At 57.9% G+C, this 20,253-nt stretch carries 20 protein-coding genes; 9 read left to right on the top strand and 11 right to left on the bottom strand.

The window, feature by feature from the left end:
* On the top strand, positions 1-597 hold a 597-nt coding region (locus VGP75_RS01570), incomplete at its 5' end, for a Gfo/Idh/MocA family protein (RefSeq protein ID WP_327541974.1).
* Between the two features lie 18 nt (positions 598-615).
* Here the strand turns inward: VGP75_RS01570 and VGP75_RS01565 are convergent.
* Positions 616-1,635 carry a LacI family DNA-binding transcriptional regulator gene (locus VGP75_RS01565; RefSeq protein WP_327541973.1) on the bottom strand — a complete coding sequence of 340 codons (1,020 nt, stop codon included), beginning with the start codon at positions 1,633-1,635 and terminating at the stop codon, positions 616-618.
* Positions 1,616-1,861 (bottom strand): hypothetical protein, encoded by a 246-nt coding sequence (locus VGP75_RS01560; protein ID WP_327541972.1) that lies wholly within the window; start codon positions 1,859-1,861, stop codon positions 1,616-1,618. Before VGP75_RS01560 ends, VGP75_RS01565 begins: the two co-directional genes overlap by 20 nt.
* Before the next feature lie 232 nt (positions 1,862-2,093).
* Between VGP75_RS01560 and VGP75_RS01555 the strand changes: the two genes are divergently transcribed.
* The 6 genes from VGP75_RS01555 to gnd all read left to right on the top strand — a co-directional run bounded on the left by VGP75_RS01555 (position 2,094) and on the right by gnd (position 11,402).
* Positions 2,094-3,872: a sensor histidine kinase gene (locus VGP75_RS01555; RefSeq protein WP_327541971.1), complete on the top strand. Its 1,779-nt coding sequence runs from the start codon at positions 2,094-2,096 to the stop codon at positions 3,870-3,872.
* On the top strand, positions 3,869-5,206 hold the full coding sequence (locus VGP75_RS01550; protein WP_327541970.1) for a sigma-54-dependent transcriptional regulator: 1,338 nt from the start codon (positions 3,869-3,871) through the stop codon (positions 5,204-5,206). The genes VGP75_RS01555 and VGP75_RS01550 overlap by 4 nt, the downstream gene beginning before the upstream one ends.
* Before the next feature lie 219 nt (positions 5,207-5,425).
* Positions 5,426-6,412, top strand: a complete 987-nt coding sequence (locus VGP75_RS01545) for a TAXI family TRAP transporter solute-binding subunit (RefSeq protein ID WP_327541969.1) — start codon at positions 5,426-5,428, stop codon at positions 6,410-6,412.
* A gap of 117 nt (positions 6,413-6,529) precedes the next feature.
* Complete coding sequence (locus VGP75_RS01540; protein ID WP_327541968.1) at positions 6,530-8,749, top strand: TRAP transporter permease; 2,220 nt, start codon at positions 6,530-6,532, stop codon at positions 8,747-8,749.
* Positions 8,750-9,011: 262 nt separating this feature from the next.
* Positions 9,012-9,983, top strand: a complete 972-nt coding sequence (locus tag VGP75_RS01535; RefSeq protein WP_327541967.1) for a calcium/sodium antiporter — start codon at positions 9,012-9,014, stop codon at positions 9,981-9,983.
* An 18-nt stretch (positions 9,984-10,001) separates the two neighbouring features.
* A complete protein-coding gene (gene gnd, locus VGP75_RS01530) occupies positions 10,002-11,402 on the top strand; it encodes an NADP-dependent phosphogluconate dehydrogenase (RefSeq protein WP_327541966.1) in 1,401 nt (466 codons plus the stop codon).
* Here the strand turns inward: gnd and phoB are convergent.
* The 5 genes from phoB to VGP75_RS01505 form a co-directional block, all read right to left on the bottom strand.
* Positions 11,399-12,085, bottom strand: a complete 687-nt coding sequence (gene phoB, locus VGP75_RS01525) for a phosphate regulon transcriptional regulator PhoB (RefSeq protein ID WP_327541965.1) — start codon at positions 12,083-12,085, stop codon at positions 11,399-11,401. The two genes, gnd and phoB, sit on opposite strands and share 4 nt — an antisense overlap.
* A 4-nt stretch (positions 12,086-12,089) precedes the next feature.
* Positions 12,090-12,797 carry a phosphate signaling complex protein PhoU gene (gene phoU, locus VGP75_RS01520; protein WP_327541964.1) on the bottom strand — a complete coding sequence of 236 codons (708 nt, stop codon included), beginning with the start codon at positions 12,795-12,797 and terminating at the stop codon, positions 12,090-12,092.
* A 12-nt stretch (positions 12,798-12,809) separates the two neighbouring features.
* On the bottom strand, positions 12,810-13,571 hold the full coding sequence (gene pstB, locus VGP75_RS01515; protein WP_327541976.1) for a phosphate ABC transporter ATP-binding protein PstB: 762 nt from the start codon (positions 13,569-13,571) through the stop codon (positions 12,810-12,812).
* A gap of 49 nt (positions 13,572-13,620) precedes the next feature.
* Positions 13,621-14,079 carry a phosphate ABC transporter permease family protein gene (locus VGP75_RS01510; RefSeq protein WP_327541963.1) on the bottom strand — a complete coding sequence of 153 codons (459 nt, stop codon included), beginning with the start codon at positions 14,077-14,079 and terminating at the stop codon, positions 13,621-13,623.
* A 319-nt stretch (positions 14,080-14,398) separates the two neighbouring features.
* The gene (locus VGP75_RS01505; protein WP_327541962.1) at positions 14,399-15,436 is read right to left on the bottom strand and encodes a sensor histidine kinase; all 1,038 of its coding nucleotides are present in this window, start codon (positions 15,434-15,436) and stop codon (positions 14,399-14,401) included.
* A 153-nt stretch (positions 15,437-15,589) separates the two neighbouring features.
* On the opposite strand from VGP75_RS01505, the gene VGP75_RS01500 reads away from it, so the two are divergent.
* Entirely contained in the window at positions 15,590-15,982 is a 393-nt protein-coding gene (locus VGP75_RS01500) for a hypothetical protein (RefSeq protein ID WP_327541961.1), read from the top strand.
* Here the strand turns inward: VGP75_RS01500 and VGP75_RS01495 are convergent, their stop codons facing one another.
* The 3 genes from VGP75_RS01495 to VGP75_RS01485 are packed head-to-tail and all read right to left on the bottom strand — an operon-like array spanning position 15,983 to position 18,024.
* Positions 15,983-16,507 carry a gamma carbonic anhydrase family protein gene (locus VGP75_RS01495; protein ID WP_327541960.1) on the bottom strand — a complete coding sequence of 175 codons (525 nt, stop codon included), beginning with the start codon at positions 16,505-16,507 and terminating at the stop codon, positions 15,983-15,985.
* Positions 16,504-17,142: a guanylate kinase gene (gene gmk / locus VGP75_RS01490; RefSeq protein ID WP_327541959.1), complete on the bottom strand. Its 639-nt coding sequence runs from the start codon at positions 17,140-17,142 to the stop codon at positions 16,504-16,506. Before gmk ends, VGP75_RS01495 begins: the two co-directional genes overlap by 4 nt.
* Positions 17,143-17,145: 3 nt before the next feature.
* Positions 17,146-18,024 (bottom strand): YicC/YloC family endoribonuclease, encoded by an 879-nt coding sequence (locus tag VGP75_RS01485; protein ID WP_327541958.1) that lies wholly within the window; start codon positions 18,022-18,024, stop codon positions 17,146-17,148.
* A gap of 192 nt (positions 18,025-18,216) precedes the next feature.
* Between VGP75_RS01485 and VGP75_RS01480 the strand changes: the two genes are divergently transcribed.
* Positions 18,217-18,861: a PAS domain-containing protein gene (locus tag VGP75_RS01480; RefSeq protein ID WP_327541957.1), complete on the top strand. Its 645-nt coding sequence runs from the start codon at positions 18,217-18,219 to the stop codon at positions 18,859-18,861.
* Here VGP75_RS01480 and VGP75_RS01475 read toward each other — a convergent pair whose 3' ends face one another.
* Positions 18,862-20,232, bottom strand: coding sequence for a class II 3-deoxy-7-phosphoheptulonate synthase (locus VGP75_RS01475; protein WP_327541956.1), 1,371 nt, complete (start codon positions 20,230-20,232; stop codon positions 18,862-18,864).
* Between the last annotated feature and the right edge of the window lie 21 nt (positions 20,233-20,253).

Raw genomic sequence — 20,253 nt, 5'->3', positions numbered from 1 at the left:
CAGGCAGGTGTCTCGGCACAATTTGCCGATTGCGGTATCCACGCGTTGCATATGGCCAGTTTTGTGACCGGTCAGGAAGTGACGAAACTCTCGGCTGACACGGTGTCCTGCATTGATGTGCGCACGCTTGAAGACGACGCGATGGTGAATTTCCGCATGGATGGCGGCGCTGTGGGGCGGCTTTGGACCAGTTCCATCGCGATTGGACGGCAACACGGATTGGGTATTCAGGTCTTTGGTGAAACCGGCGGTCTGCGCTGGAGCCAGGAACAGCCCAACCAGCTTTATTACATGCCGCTGGGCCAACGCCTGCAGGTGATTGAACGCGGCGAGGCGAACCTGTCGCCCGAGGCTGATCGCACCAGCCGCGTGACCATCGGCCACGCCGAAGGTATGCCGCTCGCCTTTGCCAATATCTATGCCGATCTCGCCGAAGCGATCCGTGCGCGCAAGGAAGGCCGCATGATGGATCCGGCGGCGAACCTCTATCCGCGCGCCGAGGATGGATTGCGGTCTATGGCGGCGGTCTATGCTGTCGCGGAATCGGGCAAAGCGGACGGCGCGTGGCTGGATGCGCGCCCACCGATGTTCCGGTAAGGTGGATTGAAATCCACCTTACGGCAAGTGGCGCAAAGTGCCCCGTTCCACAATCGAACAATCAAACAGCCGCGCTTCTGGGGTGCGGCTGTTGTCATCCAGAATGGCCTCGATGAGGTCAATTGAGGCCGCGATAATCTGCGCAAAGGGGTTGTGGATCGTGGTCAGGTTGATGTTCGCCCACCCTGCCATTTCCATATCATTCAGCCCGATAATCCCGATATCCTCTGGCACGCGCAGCCCCGCCGACTGGGTCGCCGAGAGCGCCCCGATCGAGAGCACATCATCGCCACAGAAATAGACCTCGGCCGGTGAGCCTGCCGCCAGCAGACGCAGCATTTCCGCCCGCCCCGCGTCAAAAGAATAGTTGCTGGCATAGCTGACCGAGAGATCAAGACCAGAGGCTTCGATCACCTCCGCAAACCCTGCAAAACGGTCCTGCGTCGAGGTCGCAGTCGCAGGTCCGCCCAGAAAGGCCACCCGTTGATAGCCGCGCGCGATCAATGTCTTTGCAGCCAATCGCCCTGCGGCGATATTGTCGATCCCCAGCACGTTCACCTGCGGGTTCGCTGTATGGCGCCCAAAGGAATGGACCACCGGCACACCCGCATCCTTGAACCCTTCAGCAAAACTCGCAGGCAGGGTGGATGAGGCCACGATCACCCCGTCCACCGAATAGGCCCGCAGCATGCGGATCGAGGCCTCGGGGCTGACCTCATCAGTGAGATTAACCAGCAAAGGACGCAAGCCCCGCGCTTGCAGGCCTTTGGTGAACAGATCAAAAACCTGAAGGAAAACTGGATTGTGGAAATTGTTTGCCACCAGTCCGATCATTTTGGTCCGGCCCGTGGTCAGCGAAGACGCCAGCGCATTGGGGCTATAGCCCAAAATCGCCGCTGCCTGTTCCACCTTCGCGCGCGTCTTGTCCGACACAGAAGCGCCCGCGGTAAAGGTGCGCGACACAGCCGAGCGCGACACGCCCGCAAGCATCGCGACGTCTTTGAGCGTGATTGCCCCTCTAGCGGCCGCCCTTGGCATCTTTCTCCGCTTCTGCGGCAACTGCCGCCCAATCCGTCGTCGCGAATTTCCAGATCGCGATCCCGCCAAGCGCCACAAACAACAGTGCCCAGAGCGGCGCGCCATTGGCGAATTCAACCATGGCCCAAAGCAGTGGCAGAACAACGGTCACAACCCTGCGCCACAAAGGCAAAAAGAACGGGACCCCGAGATCAAAGAAACCGGGTTTAGGGCGATCACGCGGCACGCGCAGGCCCCCGCGTGGTTTTCACGCAAGTCGCTTCCCGCGTCGGGCGCAAAGCCTGCTGCATCAGATCTTGTGTGTTGTATATCAGGTACATGAGACGCGGCTTTCCCCCAAGCTGCGCGATACTGTAACTTCAAACATAAGAAATGCAACCGGTTGCACAGTCATGCATCAAGCATCGGGAGCGAATTTCTGATTGTGCTGCCACACCCCTGTGCAGCATAACACTTGCATGCATTTGACACGTCCTCGTATCTTTGGCCTGATTGCCGTGATCGCCACGCTTCTGGCGTTAGCAGGCTCTGTGTCATTTCCGGCGCTTGAGCGGCATTACATGCGCCAACAAGCCGAGACAGACGCCGTCCCGCTGCAACTGGCCGTCGAGGGCCTGCGTGCCGCTGTCGACAGATATGCCCCCCTGCCCGCTTTGATCGCTGAACGCAGCCTATTGATTGACCTGCTCAATCGTCCGGATGACGCAGCACTTGTGGCGGCCGTGAACGAGGACCTGCGCCAAACGGCGGCCACTGTACGGGCCAGCGACGTCTATCTGATGGATATCTCGGGCCTCACCATCGCGGCTGCAAGCTATCGCGAAAGGGGCAGCTTTCTGGGACGTAACTTCAACTACCAGACCTATTTTAACCAAGCGCTCAACGGCGCTTTGTCCAGCTTTTCGGTTTACGGCACGACCACAGGTGAACGTGGCTATTTCTACGCAGCCCCCGTCGAGGACGGCGAACGCATCGTCGGTGTTCTGGCGGTCAAATTCAACATCTCTGCCTTTGAAAGCATCTGGCGGGGTGCAAATAGCGAGTTTATGATCGCCGACCGCAATGACTTTGTTTTCATGGCCTCGCGCCCTGATTGGCATTTTCGTGCGATGCGCCCGCTCAGCGACGCCACCTTGCGACTGATTGCGCAAAACCTGCAATATCCTATCGACCGGATCGAACTTTTGCCGATCACAGTGCAGCCCCTTGATGAGGGTGCCCGTCTGGTCACAATCGAAGGCACGACGCGTGAAACCTATATTCTGACGTCGCAGCACCTTTCTGATCTTGACTGGACGATGTCCTCGCTCTCCCCTCCCGGTCCTGCCACGCTGGCTGCTTTGCGCACATTGTTGATTGCAGGCCTGACAGGGCTTTTGCTTCTCGGCGCTCTGCTTGCCTATCTTCTCAAACAAGCGCGCCAGACCGAGGCCTTTGCGCGGGAAACCGAAGCCAAGCGCCTGCTAGAGGCCGCTGTCGCAGAACGCACCACCGATCTTGAAGCCGCCTTGGGTGATCTGCGCCAAACCCAGACCGATCTTATTCAGGCGGGCAAGCTTTCCGCGCTGGGGCAAATGTCGGCTGCGCTCAGCCATGAATTCAACCAGCCGCTGGCGGCGGTGAAAGCCTATGCCGACAACGCGGGCGCATTCCTTGCGCGCGGTCAGGTTGCCGAGGCAACAGACAATATCACGCGTATCTCGAAAATGGCGGACCGGATGGCCACGATCTCGGCGCATTTGCGCAATTTTGCCCGCCGTCCGCAGCAGGCAACCGGTCCCTTGCTCTTGAATGCGGTCGTGCAGGATGCACTGGCGGTGATCGAGATGCGGCTGGCGTCAGAGGGTGGCGAAATCGCCTATACGCCGCCCAAATCAGAAATCTGGGTCATTGGCGGGCACGTACGCTTGCAGCAGGTCATCGTCAATCTGATCAACAACGCGCTCGACGCGATGGAGGGTCAACCCAAACGGGTCGTGGACTTGCGCATCGACAACACCAGCCTGCAGGTCCGCGACACCGGCCCGGGGATCGAACATGACGCGATCGCCAATATCTTTGATCCTTTCTTTACCACCAAAGCCCCCGGCAAGGGGCTCGGGCTCGGCCTGTCGATCTCCTTTAATATCGTGAGCGATTTTGGCGGAACACTCAGTGCCGCGAACCATCCTGACGGGGGCGCGATCTTTACGGTCACATTGCAACCGGCAACCCCTATGGAAGTGGCCGCGCAATGAAGCAGACCGTGATATTTGTCGACGACGAGGAAGAGTTGCGTCACGCGACCAGCCAAACGCTAATGCTGGCCGATATTCCAGCGGTTGTTCTTGATAAGGCGGAACTGGCACTGGCGCAGATCAGCCGTGGCTTTGAAGGGGTGTTGGTGACAGATATCCGCATGCCGGATCAGGACGGGCTTTGGCTGATGCGCAAGGTACTTGAGCTTGATCCAGAATTTCCGGTGATCCTGATCACCGGCCACGGCGATGTGAACCTTGCAGTGCAGTCGATGCGCGAAGGGGCCTATGATTTCATCGAAAAGCCCTTTGCGCCCTCAAGGCTGGTCTCAACGATCCACCGCGCGCTGGAAAAGCGGCGACTGACCATTGAGAACCGCGCGCTCAAACGCGAGGTTGGCGGGCGGGACAAGCTAGAGGCGCGCTTGATCGGGCGCTCGGATGCGATGGTGGCATTGCGCAAACAGATCCGCACGATTGCCGCCACCGACGCCGATGTGCTGGTCACAGGTGCCACAGGGGTGGGTAAGGATATGACCGCTCATGCGTTGCATGATCTGTCTGCCCGTGGCCCGCACCCTTTCGTGCATATCAACTGCGCCGCCCTGCCCGTCGATCTGGTGGAAAGCGAGCTTTTCGGGCATGAGGCCGGGGCCTTTCCCGGGGCAATGCGCGCACGCTTCGGGAAATTCGAGTTTGCCCGCAAAGGCACTATCTTTCTTGATGAGATCGACAGTCTGCCCGTCAGTGTACAGGCGAAACTGCTCCATGCCATTCAGGCACGCCAAATCACGCGGCTGGGGGCGAATGATCCTGTCGATCTTGATATCCGCATCGTTGCGGCCGCCAAAACAGACCTCTCCGAGGCCGTCGCTGCGGGCAATTTCCGCGCGGACCTGCTTTACCGGCTGAATGTTGTCACGCTCCATGTGCCAACGCTGGATCAGCGGCGTGATGATATCCCGTCACTCTTTCTCAATCTCGCGGCCCAAGCTGCGGCGCGGTATTCAAAACACGCCCCTGATGTCCCCGCGGACGTCTTGGCGCGGATGGCAACGCAGGACTGGCCGGGCAATGTACGTGAATTGCGCAATGCTGCGGATCGCTTTGTGCTGGGGCTTGATCCGACCGCGACAACCGCACCTGAAATGGAAACGCAATCGCTCGCCCAGAAGATGGCCGATCACGAGCGTGCGCTGATCATGGCCACCCTGACCGCGCAAGGCGGCAGCCTTAAACAGACCTATGAGGCGCTGGGGCTGTCGCGTAAAGCCCTCTACGAGAAGATGCAGAAATATGGCCTGTCCAAGGCCGACGCAGACCAAGGCGACTGAAATGCACCCGTTTCGACACATGCCTTAGGCCGTTTGTCCCCTTGGCGACCCATCCATTTTGATAATTTTTAACTGTTATCGCAAACATACCCACTGAAACCTTGTATTGGCCGCGCCAGACGGTGGAAGTGCTCGCCATGCGATCTACTTGCGCGCAACGTGCTTGAGATCACGGCCTGGTCATGGAGAGATCAGGATTAATTTGTGGAGGAAAACCCTATGAAACTAGCAGCGCTTATCGCGACAACTGCTTTGACAGCAACTTCAGCTTTTGCCGATGCACACGAGGACCGGACAGGTTGGCCAGAGAGCTTTACCGTCGGCACAGCATCCCAGGGCGGTACATTCTTTGCCTATGGTTCCGGCTGGGCGAACCTGGTGGCCGAAGAACTGGGCATCACAGGTGGCGGTGAAGTCACCGGCGGCCCAATGCAGAACATGGCGCTTGTACACACAGGCGACGCACAGTTCGGCATGACAACAATGGGTCCAGCGGCTGAATCCATCGCCGGTACCAACCCGATTGCACCTGGTCTGCAAATGACCAACGCCTGTGCGATGTTCCCGATGTACCAGACACCGTTCTCGGTGACGACACTTGCCTCATCCGGCATCTCATCCATCTCGGAAATCCCTGATGGCGCACGTATCGGCTTTGGCCCTGCCGGTTCAACATCCGACACATACTTCCCGCTCATGATGGAAGAACTGGGCGTGAACTTTGAGCGCCGCAACGGTGGTTGGGGCGACCTTGGTGGCCAGTTGCAGGATGGTCTGCTGGACGTGATCGCCTTTGCGGCCGGTGTCCCTGTACCTGCTGTTTCCCAGCTGGAAGTACAAACTGACGTGAACATCATCGAGTTCACCGAAGAAGAGCAGGCAGCAATCATGGCCGCCTTCCCTGTGTCGGCATTTGAAATCGGCGCTGACACATACACAACGCTGGAAGCACCGGCACGTTCGGTTTCCATGTGGAACTTTGCGATTGCAAACTGTGAGCTGCCAGCATCCTTTGTCAAAGCAGCCGTGGATGTCGTTATGTCCGACAACGAGCGTATGGTGAACATCCACCGTGCCGCCCGTTCCACACTGCCAGAGAACTGGGACAAGAACGCAGGCGTTCTGCCATGGCACCCAGGTGCAGCCGAGTGGTTCATCGAGAACGCTGGCGCAGACATCCCTGCCGATCAGATCTTCGGCAACTAAGCCGTGATCACCACGGGGCTGCTTTTTCAAGCAGCCCCGTGACACGCAATTCATTCGATAAATTGATGCAGGCTCGATGTCCGTCAGGGCAACCGATCAGCATGCGAGGACCACATAATGACGACCGACCAAACACTTGACGATCAATCGGATGGCCCCGTTCTGGCCGAAGGGGTCGACGAAGAACCGGTTGAGCATAACCGGCGGATATTTACGGGACGCACATATCTGGTTGTCGCGGCTATCTCGGCCTTCTATGCGCTGTTTCATATGGCCGCTTTGAATGGCTGGTCGATCAATGCCTGGACCGGAATCGATATCCCTCTCCTGCCCGTTTTCCCGATGGAGACATGGAATTTTCGCATCGTCCACGTGGCGGGTGCGTTGATCCTCGGCTTCACGCTTTATTCCGCGCGCGCCTTCCCTGATGAGGACGCCGATACGCATAGCCCGCTGGATTATCTTGCTTATCTGGCTTTGCTCCCTGCCCTTTACGCCTGCTGGACCGCGCTTGGGTTCGCAGCGGACATCCAGGGTGGTGTCATGTGGAACGGCATTGATGAAGGCATCCGCAATGCGGAAATCTATCACTATGGTTATCCGCTGATCGCGGCGACTGCTGCCGGTATCGTTCTGGGGTGGGTCCGTCCACGCGTGCGCGGCACCATCGCCCCTGCCGATCTGGTGCTGAGTGTCTGCGGCATCGCCGTCGCGATGTATCTGATCACGATCTTTGGGACCTTGATGCGCAACTCGACCGGTACGCCTTTCGCACCCATCGGTATGAGTATTGCTGCGGTTGCAGGCACCGCGCTGATTATGGAACTGACCCGTCGTGTGGCCGGTATGGCGCTGATCATCATCTCTGGCGTCTTTCTGGTCTACGTCTTTGTGGGCGACCTGCTGCCGGGGTTCCTGAACGCCCCCGATATCACGTGGCAGCGCTTCTTTAGCCAGGTTTACACCGACGCGGGTATCCTTGGGCCAACGACGGCTGTGTCCTCGACCTATATCATTCTGTTCATCATCTTTGCAGCCTTTCTGCAGGCGTCCAAAGTGGGCGACTATTTTGTGAATTTCGCCTTCGCTGTGGCTGGCCGCGCACGCGGTGGCCCTGCGAAAGTGGCGATCTTTGCCTCTGGCTTGATGGGAATGATCAACGGCACCTCTGCGGGGAACGTCGTGGCGACAGGCTCGCTCACCATCCCGTTGATGAAAAAGGTCGGTTACAAACCAACCACCGCAGGCGCAGTTGAGGCTGCCGCTTCGACCGGCGGCCAGATCATGCCACCGATCATGGGAGCCGGTGCCTTCATCATGGCCGAGATTACGGGTATTCCTTACACCGATATCGCGGTCGCCGCGATCATCCCCGCGATCCTGTACTTCGTGTCCATCTACTTCATGGTTGATTTCGAAGCCGCAAAGCTGGGCATGCGCGGGATGCGCGAAGATGAGTTGCCGAAACTGAAGCAGATGGTTCGTCGAGTATTCCTGTTTTTGCCGATCATCATTCTCATCGTCGCGCTCTTCATGGGCTACTCGGTGATCCGCGCAGGGACGCTCGCAACAGCCTCGGCCGCTGTGGTCAGCTGGTTCACACCTTACCGCATGGGTCTGCGCTCGGTCACCAAGGCGTTCGAGTTGGCAGGCGTCATGTCGATCCAGATCATCGCAGTCTGTGCCTGTGCCGGTATCATTGTGGGTGTGATCTCACTCACAGGTGTTGGCGCGCGCTTCTCGTCGGTGCTGTTGAACATCGCCGAAGCGAACCAGTTGCTGGCACTGTTCTTTGCGATGTGCATCGCGATCCTGCTGGGGATGGGGATGCCGACAACCGCGGCCTATGCTGTCGCCGCCTCTGTTGTGGCACCGGGTCTGGTGCAACTGGGTATCCCGATGCTGACCGCGCATTTCTTTGTGTTCTACTTTGCGGTTGTCTCTGCGATCACGCCGCCTGTGGCCTTGGCCAGTTATGCCGCTGCCGGTATTTCGGGGGCGAACCCGATGGCAACATCCGTGGCGTCGTTCAAAATCGGAATCTCGGCCTTCATCGTGCCTTTCATGTTCTTCTACAACGGGGCAATCCTGATGGACGGCACATGGGTGGAAGTGATCCGCGCAGGCATTACGGCGGTCTTCGGGGTGTTCCTGCTGTCCTCGGGTGTCCAAGGCTGGTGGGTTGGCAACCGCGCGGCAGCGCCGATCCGGTTTGGCCTGCTGATCGCCGCACTTTGCATGATTGCGGGTGGCTGGCTGACAGACCTGATCGGCATAGGTGGCGCTGTTGCCCTGTACCTGATGGCCAAAGTCTCGCAGCCCAAGGTCGCGGCATAAGCTGACAAAGCTCATGACTACAAAGAGGGAGCGGCGCAAATGTCCCGCTCCCTTTTTTTATTTTTGCAACAGACCTTTAAACATGTTTGTGAAGGCATACATGGACACCACCAATGAAGAACGGGAGCGTCCCATGTCCGCCAGAACACGCCACGCTGCGATCACAGCGATCCGTTCAAACAATGGCCATTACACTTGCGCGACAAATAAAACGTCCGGCGCGCATCGCGTAAAGAAATGACCACAGATCTGGAAATCCGCTTTGATTGAACTCGGCACCTACGAGCTTTTTGTCCTTGCCGCTGGCGCCATGGCATTCGGCATTTATCTCTTGATCAAAGGTGGTGACTGGACGGTTGATGCCGCGGTGTTTGTCGCCGAACGCACGGGTCTTTCGCCGCTTTTTATCGGGGCGACAATCATCTCTTTCGGCACCTCGGTGCCCGAACTTTTCACCTCTGTCATGGCCAACCTGCAAGGCTATCCCGGCATCGCGCTTGGCAATGTCCTTGGGTCGAACGTCGCGAATATCCTGTTGGTCCTAGGGGCCACCGCTTTCGTGTTCCAAGTCACGGCAAAGGCACGGGATTTGCGCAAAGACCTTGGCATGATGCTCGTGGCGACGACGATTATGGCATATGGCATGCTCACGGGCGGCTTTAGTCAAATCTTCGGCCTGATCATGTTCACCATTCTCGCCGCCTTTGTGTTCTACCAGTACAAAACCGACAGCATCCCGCTGCAAGAAGATGACGACGACGATGACGACACCCCCGGCATCACCACGATGAAAGGCGCTATTGTCATTCTTCTGGCGGGTCTTGCAGCCCTTGGTGTCGGCTCGGAATTGCTGGTCAAAGGGGCCGTGCAAACGGGGTCTGCCATTGGCGTGCCCGAAGCGATTATCGGTCTGACTGTCGTGGCTTTTGGCACATCCCTGCCCGAGCTTTCGACCTGTATCGCCGCCGCGCGCAAGCAATCGGTCGGCCTTATTCTTGGCAATATCATCGGCTCGAACACCTTTAACATCCTGTCGATCATCGGCCTGACTGCCATAATCGCACCATTGGATGTCGATCCGGTTCTGCTTGGGGCGGATCTTTGGATCACAGTGGCAGTTACTGTTCTCTTCACGCTGTGGATGCTGACAATCGGCCGTTTGAACCGCACCACCGGTATCATCATGATGGTGGCCTATGTGATCTTTGTCGCAGCACAATATCTGACGCCATAACGAAGAAAGCCCCATATCATGAGCAACGCAGAAATCGGTCTGATCGGACTTGGCACGATGGGTGCGGCCCTCGCACTCAACATTGCCGACAAGGGGTTTGACATCGCCGTCTGGAACCGGACGACGGAAACGACCCGCGCGTTTCATGACGGCGCCGGTGAACTTGCAGACCGCATCACGCCGACCGAAACGCTGGAAGATCTCGTCCGCGCGCTCAAATCACCGCGCGCGATCATCCTGATGGTGCCTGCCGGTGCGCCGGTCGATGACCAGATCAAGGCCCTACGCCCGCTGCTTGATGACGACGATATGATCATCGACGCAGGCAACGCGAATTTCCACGATACAAACCGCCGTATGCAGGAAGCAGGCGACCTGCCCTTCCTTGGCATCGGGGTGTCGGGGGGCGAGGAAGGTGCACGTTTCGGACCTTCCATCATGGGTGGCGGTAAGAAGGAACATTGGGACCGTGTCGCGCATATTCTGCAAGCGATTTCCGCCAAGCATAAAGGCAAACCCTGTGCCACATGGATGGGCGAAGATGGTGCCGGACATTTTGTCAAAGCCGTCCACAACGGGATCGAATACGCCGACATGCAGATGATCGCCGAGGTTTACGGCATTATGCGTGACGGATTGGGCATGGATAACGCAGCCATCGCAGAGACTTTCGCCCAATGGGACAAAGGCCCCCTGCGCAGTTACCTGATTGAAATTTCCGGCAAAGTGGCCGCTGCGGTGGACCCAGAGACAGGCAAACCCATGCTGGATATCATCGTCGATGCGGCGGGCCAGAAAGGCACAGGCCGCTGGACCGTGATCGAGGCGCAGCATCTCGCGGCCGCGATCCCTGCGATTGAAGCGGCCGTTGTGGCGCGCAACCTGTCATCACAACTGGATGAACGCGCCGCGGGCGAGGCGCTTTTTGGTGCCGCTCCGCACCATATCGCCCATGATGTGCTGTCATTGGACACGCTTGAAGAGGCGCTGATTGCCGGCAAGATCCTGTGCTATGCACAAGGGTTTGGCATGATTGAAAAGGCGTCAGACACCTATGGCTGGGCGCTCCCCCTGCCCGCCATAGCCGAGGTTTGGCGCGCGGGCTGCATCATCCGCTCTGATATGCTGGATGATATGGCAACGGCGCTGCGCGATAACCCCGAACGCAATCTGATGATGGCCTCCGGTTTTGCGGACCGGCTCAAGCACACCCACAACGCCTTGCGTGCTGTGGTCGCACAAGCAGCCCTGCACGGGATGGCAGCTCCCGCACTGTCATCGGGTCTGGCCTATTTCGATGCCATGCGGACAGCACGCGGCACGGCAAACATGATCCAGGGTCAGCGGGACTTCTTTGGCGCGCATGGTTTTGCCCGCATTGATGGCGGTGAAGGGCATCACGGCCCTTGGGGGACTTAACCCAAAGCGTACCCTGCCCCGCGCACCGTACGCACCGGATCAGCGCCACCATTTTGCGTCAGCACTTTGCGCAAACGGCCAACATGCACATCTACGGTACGGGCATCGACATAGATATCGCGGCCCCAGACCCGATCAAGCAGCATATCGCGCGACCACACGCGCCGTGGCTTTTCCATAAACGTCGCAAGCAGGCGAAATTCGGTGGGGCCCAGCTTCAACGTCACGTCGTTGCGCGTCACGCGGTGCGTTTCCGTATCCAGCACGATATCATCATAGGATAGAACCTGCCCCACAGTTGCAGGACGCACCCGGCGCAGCTGCGCACGTACGCGCGCCATGAGTTCGGACACGGAATAGGGTTTGACGACATAGTCGTCAGCACCCGTTTCCAGCCCGCGCACTTTGTCCACCTCTTCGGCACGCGCCGAAAGCATGATAATCGGGATTGCGCGGGTCTCATGGCTGATCTTCAGCCGCCGGCAGACCTCGATTCCGGACAGGTTGGGCATCATCCAGTCCAGAACAATCACATCCGGCGCATCTTCGGCGACACAAAGCAGACCTTCTTCACCGTTTTCCGCGCGGGTCACCCGATACCCTTCTGCTTCCAGATTATATCCTAAAACCTCCCGCTGTGCGGCTTCATCTTCAACAACCAAAACATGGGGAAGCTGGGTCATAGGCCTAGCCCTGATCCGTCACATAGGCTGTCTTGTCACTCTTGGGCCGCGCCTCATCAGGCATCTCGCCGGTGACCAGATAGATCACCTGTTCGGCCATGTTTGTGGTCAGATCGCCCATACGTTCGATGTTTTTTGCCATAAAGTGCAGGTGCATACAGGGTGTGATGTTGCGCGGGTCTTCCATCATGAATGTCAGGAATTCGCGGAACAGCGCGTTATACATCTGATCGACTTCCTGATCACGCTGGCGCACGTCTTCGGCCAGTTCCGCGTCTCCGCGCAAATAGGCATCCAACGTGTCCTTGAGCATCTGCTCGACCTCGCGCGCCATGCGCCGCAGGGCCGCGTCAGAGCCATTGACCGAGTTCATTTCGACGAGCACGCTTGTACGCTTGGCGATATTCTTGGCATAATCACCGATCCGCTCAAGCGATGCCGCCAGACGCAGGACTGTAAGAACAGAACGCAAATCTTTGGAAACAGGGGCGCGCAAGGCAATCGTGCGCGCGGCCTCGTCATTGATCTGGATCTCCAGCGCATCAATGCGCTTGTCGCCTTCGCGCACCTCTTCGGCCAGTTCCGTATCACGGTCCGCAAGGGATTTGACAGCCTTGAGGATCGCCTCTTCAACCAGTCCACCCATCTGCATGATCAGCGTGGTTATCCCTTCCAGATCACGGTCATAGGCGGACGAAATATGTTCGTTCATAGCTGTGTCTCCTTACCCGATCCTGCCGGAAATATAGCTTTCCGTCCGCGGGTCCTGCGGGTTGGTGAAAATCTTGTCGGTATCATCGTATTCGACCAGGTTGCCGAGGTGGAAAAACGCGGTTTTCTGGCTCACGCGGGCGGCCTGTTGCATCGAGTGGGTGACGATGACCACCGAGTAGCTCTTGCGCAGCTCGTCGATCAACTCTTCAATTTGCGCTGTGGCAATCGGGTCAAGCGCTGAACATGGCTCGTCCATCAGCAAAACCTCGGGCGCTGTGGCGATGGCGCGCGCAATGCACAGGCGTTGTTGCTGGCCACCTGACAGGCCGGTGCCGGGCTTATCAAGCCGGTCCTTTACCTCTTCCCAAAGGGCGGCCTTGCGCAGGGATTTTTCGACAATCTCGTCCAGCTCGGCCTTGTTGCGGGCCATACCGTGGATTTTCGGTCCATAAGCCACGTTATCGTAGATCGATTTCGGGAAAGGGTTCGGCTTTTGAAATACCATGCCAACCTTCGCACGCAGCTGTACGGGATCAATGCGCGCGTCATAGATGTCTTCGCCGTCAATCAGGATATCGCCCGTAACGCGCGCTGAATCGATTGTGTCGTTCATGCGGTTGATACAGCGCAGAAACGTCGATTTACCGCACCCGGACGGCCCGATAAAGGCGGTGACAGTATTGTCGCCTATCTCGACACTGACATCTTTGATGGCATGTGTTTCGCCGTAGTAGACGTTTACGCCGCGGGCGCTGATTTTTGCATCTTGCATCGTGCTCATCTTTCGGTCCACTGGTATCGTGTCTTTCATATCCGGGCTCCTACCAACGGCGCGCGGAAGTGCGGCGCAGGATGATTGCGGTGATATTCATGGTCAGCAGGAAGATCAAAAGAACAATAATCCCGCCCCATGCTTTTTCAAAGAACGCTTCGTCATAGCTTGCAACCCAGCTATAGATTTGGGGCGGGAATGCCAAGTTCGGATCAAAAAAGCCAGTAACCAACCCGTCAGGGTATGCGCGCGCGACACAACCAACCATACCGATGAAGACATCCGCCTTTGGATCAAGCCCTTCGGCGACAGGGCGGACATCCGACATGCTCAGTCCAAGCGCAGCAGAGACAACAGCAGACAACGCAGCATAGACGCCATAATCATTTGGAAACGCACGCAGATTACGGCGGTCACCTTCGGCAGCGGCTCTAGCGCGGGCGCGTACTGCAAAAAAACCGCGCGCGCCCAGCCCCGACATGACCATCAGGATCAGTGTGTCCGACATTGATTGCCCCTTTTGCCGCGTTTCATCGGAAAGCCCTCGCAAGGCCTAGAAGACCGGACAAATGCAACAACCGCATAACAAGAGAAAATGTTTGGCCCCGGCACAGAGCCGGTTGGCTCTTTGTTCATGGTCACATTTTGCATGACAGTTTTCGGCGTCACAGCCAGACAGGGCCAACACCTTCGCAAAAGCGCTTCAGGCCTGCAGAAGACCCACCGGTTTCACCAACCAGTGCAGGGAAGCAGACGCGAGAGCCGCCTGACCAACGCGCGCCGTCCATGCCACCTTCCCGAAGCTTGGGTGACACTTGTGAAAAGCGTTACGACATCCGTGCCGTTGGCAGAAAAACTGACACGGTGGTCCCCTCTCCAAGCTGGCTCTCGATCGTCATGCGCCCGCGATGCCGGTTGATGATGTGTTTAACAATCGCGAGCCCGAGGCCAGTCCCGCCCACTTCGCGCGACCTGTGATTATCGACACGATAGAAGCGTTCCGTCAATCGCGCCAGATGATGTTCGGCAATGCCATCACCCTTGTCTGTCACGGTGATCTGCACCGCCTCTGCGCGCAGGCGTTGGTGCAACGTGCGCGGCATAAGCGATACTTTTACTTCTTTACCGGTCGCACCGTATTTGATCGCGTTTTCCACCAGATTGGTAAACACCTGCACCAACTGCCCCGCATCACCCGGCACGGTTTCTTCGCTTGCAACAAGATCCAAGGCAACCGTGACACCCGCCGCCGATGCTTGCGGCTCCAACCCCTTGATCACCGACGCCAGCAGCGCGCCCAGTTCCACCTCTTCGCGCGGGCGTACGCGCTCGTCCTCTTCCACGCGCGTCAGTGACATCAGATCATCAACCAGCCTGCGCATCCGGTTTGCCTCATGCGCCATGATGTCCAGAAACCGCGTCCGTGCGACCGGATCATCCTTTGCCGCACAGTTCAGTGTTTCTATAAAGCCCAGCAAGGCTGTCAGCGGCGTGCGCAGCTCATGGCTCACGTTGGCCACAAAATCCCGGCGCATCTGACCCGCCTCCTCCGAGGCTGTCTGATCCTCGAATGTCAGAACGATATCGGTTTGTGCCAAAGCAACGCTCACTCTGTAAATCACATCCTTGGACCCTGACCGTCCGGTATAGCGGACAAAAGCGCCCACCCCGGTCCGCCGTGTCTCGGCGATGGCGGCAAGGATCGCCGGCTGGCGTAGCGCGGTGATATAGTGTTTGCCCAAAAGATCAGGCCCGAGAATCGAATCGACCGTGGCATTTGACGCGCGCACACGTTCATCGTGGCCAATAACCAGTACCGGCATTGGAAAGGCTTGGATTACGGAAACAATCTGGTCTTGCGTCATGACAGGTTCCTACGCTCTTTCTTTATATTCTAAAAGCATGGGGCAAAATGCCTCATAAGAAGGCGATACTGCATTTCAATCCTTAGTTGAAATTCAAAAAGTATTTTGTGTAACTGGGACATAGTCTCACACACTACTACTAACGAAATTTAGATGATCAATTACAAGCGCCAGCCTGCGGCTGCGTATCCAGTACCCGAATTAAAGCTTGCGGATCGCACACTGGTGATCGGCAATTTGGCACGGTGGAGTGCCGAGGGGCGTCTGGTCTGCCCGATTGAGGATGTGCAGTTTACTGATCTATGTAATTTGACAGAAGAACTGCTTTGCACATTCGACCCCGATTTGATCCTGTCACCACTCTTTGCAGGCGGATTTGATGTGATTGACGTCGCACAGCGTTTGACCCAATTAGGCTACCAAGGCCGGTATCGCGCCATTACAGAAAACATGCCGGATGTCGCCATGATCCTCAACGAAGTCCGCACGCAAGCTGAAGGGCTCGACTTCGACCTGTTGTCGCTGCCGCCACCCTGTCAGAAATAGTCAGGACAGTTGCTTGAGGTCACGCCGGAAGCGCGCGGCGTTTTCCTGATAATGCAGGGCTGACATCCGCAATCCTGCAATCGCCTTGGCATCCAGTTCCCGCACCACTTTGCCCGGAGCGCCCATGACAAGGCTACCATCGGGGATTACCTTGTTTTCGGTAATCAACGCACCTGCGCCGATCAGGCAATTGCGGCCGATGACGGCCCCGTTCAGGATCGTGGCACCCATGCCGATCAGCGTGTTTTCCCCGATGACACAGCCATGCAGCATCACCTTATGGCCAATGGTGCAGCCCGGCCCGATCACAAGCGGGGATCCCATATCGGTGTGCATCACCGTATTTTCCTGCACATTTGTCCCTGCACCCACCGTGATCCGCTCATTGTCACCGCGCAGGGTGCTGCCGAACCAAACGGAGGTTTTTTCTTCCAGCACAATATCGCCAATCAAGTGGCAGCCCGGCGCGACCCAGACATCATCCGCGATCTGTGGTGCGACATCACCCAATGCGTAAAGGCTCATGGTCTTTCTCCAAATTCGGTCTGCAAGCTGCGGACGTGATCCACCAATTGCGGTTGCTGCGAGCGGCGCAGACGCTCGGCGCAGATGATCGTCTTGAGCTGCTCTTCGGTCTTATCCAGATCATCATTCACAAGGACATAGTCATAGCCGTCCCAATGGCTGATCTCGTCCCAGCTTTTCTGCATCCGGCCTTCGATCACCTCGGGCGTATCCTGACCACGGCTGACAAGACGGCGGTGAAGCTCTGTAATCGAAGGCGGCAGGATAAAGATCGACAAGACATGTTCCTGCAGCGACGAGTTGCTGATCTGCTGGGCACCTTGCCAGTCGATGTCGAACAACACATCGCGTCCGCTTTCGATGGCTGCCTGCACGGGGGCCTTGGGCGATCCGTAGTAATTCCCGAAAACCCGCGCATGTTCGAGCATCTCTTGTGCCGCAACCTGTGCTTGGAACTCGGTCACCGAGACAAAGAAATAATCCTTGCCGTTCTCTTCACCCTCACGTGGCGCGCGTGTTGTGGCAGACACCGAAAACCGCAGTGTATCATCCCACGCCCGCAACCGCCCTGCCAGCGTGGATTTCCCTGCCCCCGAGGGCGACGACAGGATGATCAGAAGGCCGCGTCGGGTCATGTCTTACTCCACATTCTGTATTTGCTCGCGCATCTGGTCGATCACCGCCTTGAGGTCAAGGCCAATGGCCGTCAGAGGGGCGGCCTGCGCTTTGGCGCAAAGTGTATTGGCCTCACGGTTGAATTCCTGCGCCAGAAAATCAAGCTTCCGGCCGGCAGGTTTGCGTTCATCCAGCAGCGCCCGCGCCGCCGCAACATGCGCTTTCAGGCGGTCGATTTCCTCGGTGACATCCGATTTCACGGCCAGCAAGGCCAACTCCTGGGCGACGCGCCCCGGTTCGACCTCGGCCACGTCTTCAAGCACACGGCGCAATGCCGCTGTCAGGTTGGCCTTCACCTGCGGCGCACGGGCCTCGGCGGCTGCTGCTGCCGCTTCGGTCAATGCAGCAATCTGGTTCAGCTGGTCCCGGATCACCGCCGCGAGCGCGCCACCTTCGCGGGTCCGCATGTCGACGAAATCCGCAACCAAGGGTGCCACGTCCGCGATCAATGCCCCCGCCAAGGCCTCAGCATCATCCTCGGCCTTTGCGGGCATCAAGACACCACGCTGTGTCAGCACATCCGCCGCGGTCGGCTGGCCCAGCGTGACACCCATGGCAAAAGCACGTTCCTGCACCAGATCCAGCGCCTTGAGTACCTCATCAAGATAGGCTTCATCCACGGCAAGCGCGCCTGCGACATCGTCACGCTGCAAACGAAGGTTCACAGTGACATTGCCGCGGGAAAGCGCCTTGCCCAGTGCGGCACGCAACGCAGGTTCCAGCCCCTCGATACCGTCCGGCATCCGCAACCGCACATCCAGACCCCGCGCATTCACCCCGCGCATTTCCCACGCCCAAGAGGCCGCACCCATTGCGCCTGTCCGGCTTGCGAAAGCTGTCATGGATTGTGTCATTGCGTGCACCGACCTGTCATTGTTTGCCTGCACCTAATGCCAATCGGCAAGGCGGAGCAAGGGGCGCATTGCCAGAGAGGCATTAACCACTTTACACTTTCTTAAATGATTTGAGCCCAGAACTTTGATAGAAATGCGATGTGAACGAGTGCTCCGGTGTTTGGAGAAGAAAGAGTAACAATGAGTAAAGATATTTCCGACGACATGACGGAACGCCGACGCAGCGACATGCGCGGGCAGCGTGATCCGATACTGAAGAATCTCGAGCAGTACTGGCAAACCTTGCGGCACGCCCAACGGCTTCCGGCGCGTAACGATGTCGCACCTAGTCAGATCGACGATGCCCTGCCTCATGCCTTTATCCTTCAGCGCGTTGCCCCCGGCATCGCCCGGTTCCGGGTTGCCGGCCAAAGGCTCCATCATCTATTGAAAATGGATGCACGCGGCATGCCGTTCAGCACGATTTTTTTGCCAGAGGCGCAGGATCAAGTGCAGGCCTTGCTGGAATCCGCCTTCAGCTCGCCTGCAATCGTCAGCATTCCGCTGGTCTCACCCGCCACTATTCTGCGGCCTGTGTTACATGGAACGGTCCTGTTGCTGCCTTTGCGCGACAGCGATGACAAAACGACACGCATGCTGGGCGCATTGGTCACTGATCCGGACAATGGCAGTCGCCCAAGGCGCTTCACCATCAATAAAGCGGCGCGCATCCGGCATGACCACATTGGTTTGCGGCTTGCGCCCACACCGTTGTTTCCAACGCCGCCAAGCGAAAGGCCGGACGCGATACGCCCGGCCCTGAGACTGGTTGTCAATAACGGGTGATCAGCCCGCTTTTGCCTGCGCAATTGCTGTACGGCGCGAAGACAATTCTTCGGCCACGAGGAACGCAAGTTCAAGCGACTGGGATGCGTTCAGGCGCGGATCACAGGCGGTGTGATAGCGGCTGGACAGGTCTTCATCTGTCACAGCGCGGACACCGCCGGTGCATTCGGTCACGTCCTTACCGGTCATCTCGAAATGCACGCCGCCGGGAACAGTGCCTTCGGCGTTGTGGATCGCGAAGAATTCCTTCACTTCGCGCAGAACACTCTCAAACGGACGTGTCTTGTAACCGCTGGAGGATTTGATCGTATTGCCGTGCATCGCGTCACAGGTCCAAACGACATTGGCACCCTCTTCCGCGACGGCCTTGATCAGGCGTGGCAGATGTTCACCCACCGACCCCGCACCGAAGCGTGCAATCAGGGTCAAACGGCCCGCCTCGTTGTTGGGGTTCAGCGAGGCCATGAGCGCCTTGAGGTGACCGGAGGTCATCGACGGCCCGCATTTCAGGCCGATCGGGTTCAGCACGCCCTTGCAGAATTCCACGTGGGCACCATCAGGCTGACGCGTCCGATCACCGATCCAGATCATGTGGCCCGAGCCTGCCAGCCATTTGCCGGAGGTCGAATCCAAACGGCACAGCGCCTCTTCATATTCCAGCAGCAGCGCTTCGTGGCTCGTGTAGAAATCCACCGTTTGCAATTCATGGTTCGTCTCGGTCGTCAGACCCGCAGCTTCCATGAAGTCCAGTGTGTCGCTGATACGGGACGCCATATCGCTGTATTTCTTCACTTCATTGCTGTCGGTAAAACCAAGTGTCCACTTGTGGACCTCATGCACGTTGGCAAAACCACCGGTCGAGAAAGCGCGCAGCAGGTTCAGCGTGGCGGCGGCCTGCAAATAGGCCTGCAACATGCGCTCAGGGTCAGGGATGCGGCTTTCGGGCGTGAAATCGAACCCGTTGATGATGTCACCGCGGTAGCTAGGCAATTCGACGCCATCGACTGTTTCGGTCGGCGCAGAGCGTGGCTTGGCCATCTGGCCCGCCATGCGGCCGACCTTTACCACAGGCACTTTTGCGCCATAGGTCAGCACCATCGCCATTTGCAGCATCACCTTGAAGGTGTCGCGGATGCTATCCGCGCCGAATTCCGCAAAGCTTTCGGCGCAATCACCGCCTTGCAAAAGGAATGCCTCACCCCGGCTTACAGCGGCGAGTTCGGCGCGCAGGTTGCGGGCCTCGCCTGCAAAAACAAGCGGCGGATAGCTTGCAAGACGACGTTCAACAGCGTTCAGCGCGGTTTCGTCGATGTACTCAGGCATCTGGACCCGGGGCTTTTTGCGCCAGTCAGATTTTTGCCAGTCAGTCATTGTCTTGCTCCATATCGGGGT

The sequence above is a fragment of the Yoonia sp. genome, from assembly GCF_036007805.1.
Lineage (GTDB): Bacteria > Pseudomonadota > Alphaproteobacteria > Rhodobacterales > Rhodobacteraceae > Yoonia.
Note: the sequence above shows the minus strand (reverse complement) of the source record. Positions and strands in the feature narration are given on the sequence as shown.

Excerpts from the sequence above, each read along its gene's own strand:
- VGP75_RS01485 (WP_327541958.1), bottom strand. The coding sequence starts at position 18,024 with ATGACAGCTTTCGCAAGCCGGACAGGCGCAATGGGTGCGGCCTCTTGG.
- VGP75_RS01550 (WP_327541970.1), top strand. The coding sequence starts at position 3,869 with ATGAAGCAGACCGTGATATTTGTCGACGACGAGGAAGAGTTGCGTCAC.
- VGP75_RS01510 (WP_327541963.1), bottom strand. The coding sequence starts at position 14,079 with ATGTCGGACACACTGATCCTGATGGTCATGTCGGGGCTGGGCGCGCGC.
- VGP75_RS01505 (WP_327541962.1), bottom strand. The coding sequence starts at position 15,436 with ATGACGCAAGACCAGATTGTTTCCGTAATCCAAGCCTTTCCAATGCCG.
- VGP75_RS01480 (WP_327541957.1), top strand. The coding sequence starts at position 18,217 with ATGAGTAAAGATATTTCCGACGACATGACGGAACGCCGACGCAGCGAC.
- gnd (WP_327541966.1), top strand. The coding sequence starts at position 10,002 with ATGAGCAACGCAGAAATCGGTCTGATCGGACTTGGCACGATGGGTGCG.
- VGP75_RS01475 (WP_327541956.1), bottom strand. The coding sequence starts at position 20,232 with ATGACTGACTGGCAAAAATCTGACTGGCGCAAAAAGCCCCGGGTCCAG.
- VGP75_RS01495 (WP_327541960.1), bottom strand. The coding sequence starts at position 16,507 with ATGAGCCTTTACGCATTGGGTGATGTCGCACCACAGATCGCGGATGAT.
- VGP75_RS01565 (WP_327541973.1), bottom strand. The coding sequence starts at position 1,635 with ATGCCAAGGGCGGCCGCTAGAGGGGCAATCACGCTCAAAGACGTCGCG.
- gmk (WP_327541959.1), bottom strand. The coding sequence starts at position 17,142 with ATGACCCGACGCGGCCTTCTGATCATCCTGTCGTCGCCCTCGGGGGCA.
- phoB (WP_327541965.1), bottom strand. The coding sequence starts at position 12,085 with ATGACCCAGCTTCCCCATGTTTTGGTTGTTGAAGATGAAGCCGCACAG.
- VGP75_RS01555 (WP_327541971.1), top strand. The coding sequence starts at position 2,094 with ATGCATTTGACACGTCCTCGTATCTTTGGCCTGATTGCCGTGATCGCC.
- VGP75_RS01545 (WP_327541969.1), top strand. The coding sequence starts at position 5,426 with ATGAAACTAGCAGCGCTTATCGCGACAACTGCTTTGACAGCAACTTCA.
- pstB (WP_327541976.1), bottom strand. The coding sequence starts at position 13,571 with ATGCAAGATGCAAAAATCAGCGCCCGCGGCGTAAACGTCTACTACGGC.
- phoU (WP_327541964.1), bottom strand. The coding sequence starts at position 12,797 with ATGAACGAACATATTTCGTCCGCCTATGACCGTGATCTGGAAGGGATA.
- VGP75_RS01500 (WP_327541961.1), top strand. The coding sequence starts at position 15,590 with ATGATCAATTACAAGCGCCAGCCTGCGGCTGCGTATCCAGTACCCGAA.
- VGP75_RS01540 (WP_327541968.1), top strand. The coding sequence starts at position 6,530 with ATGACGACCGACCAAACACTTGACGATCAATCGGATGGCCCCGTTCTG.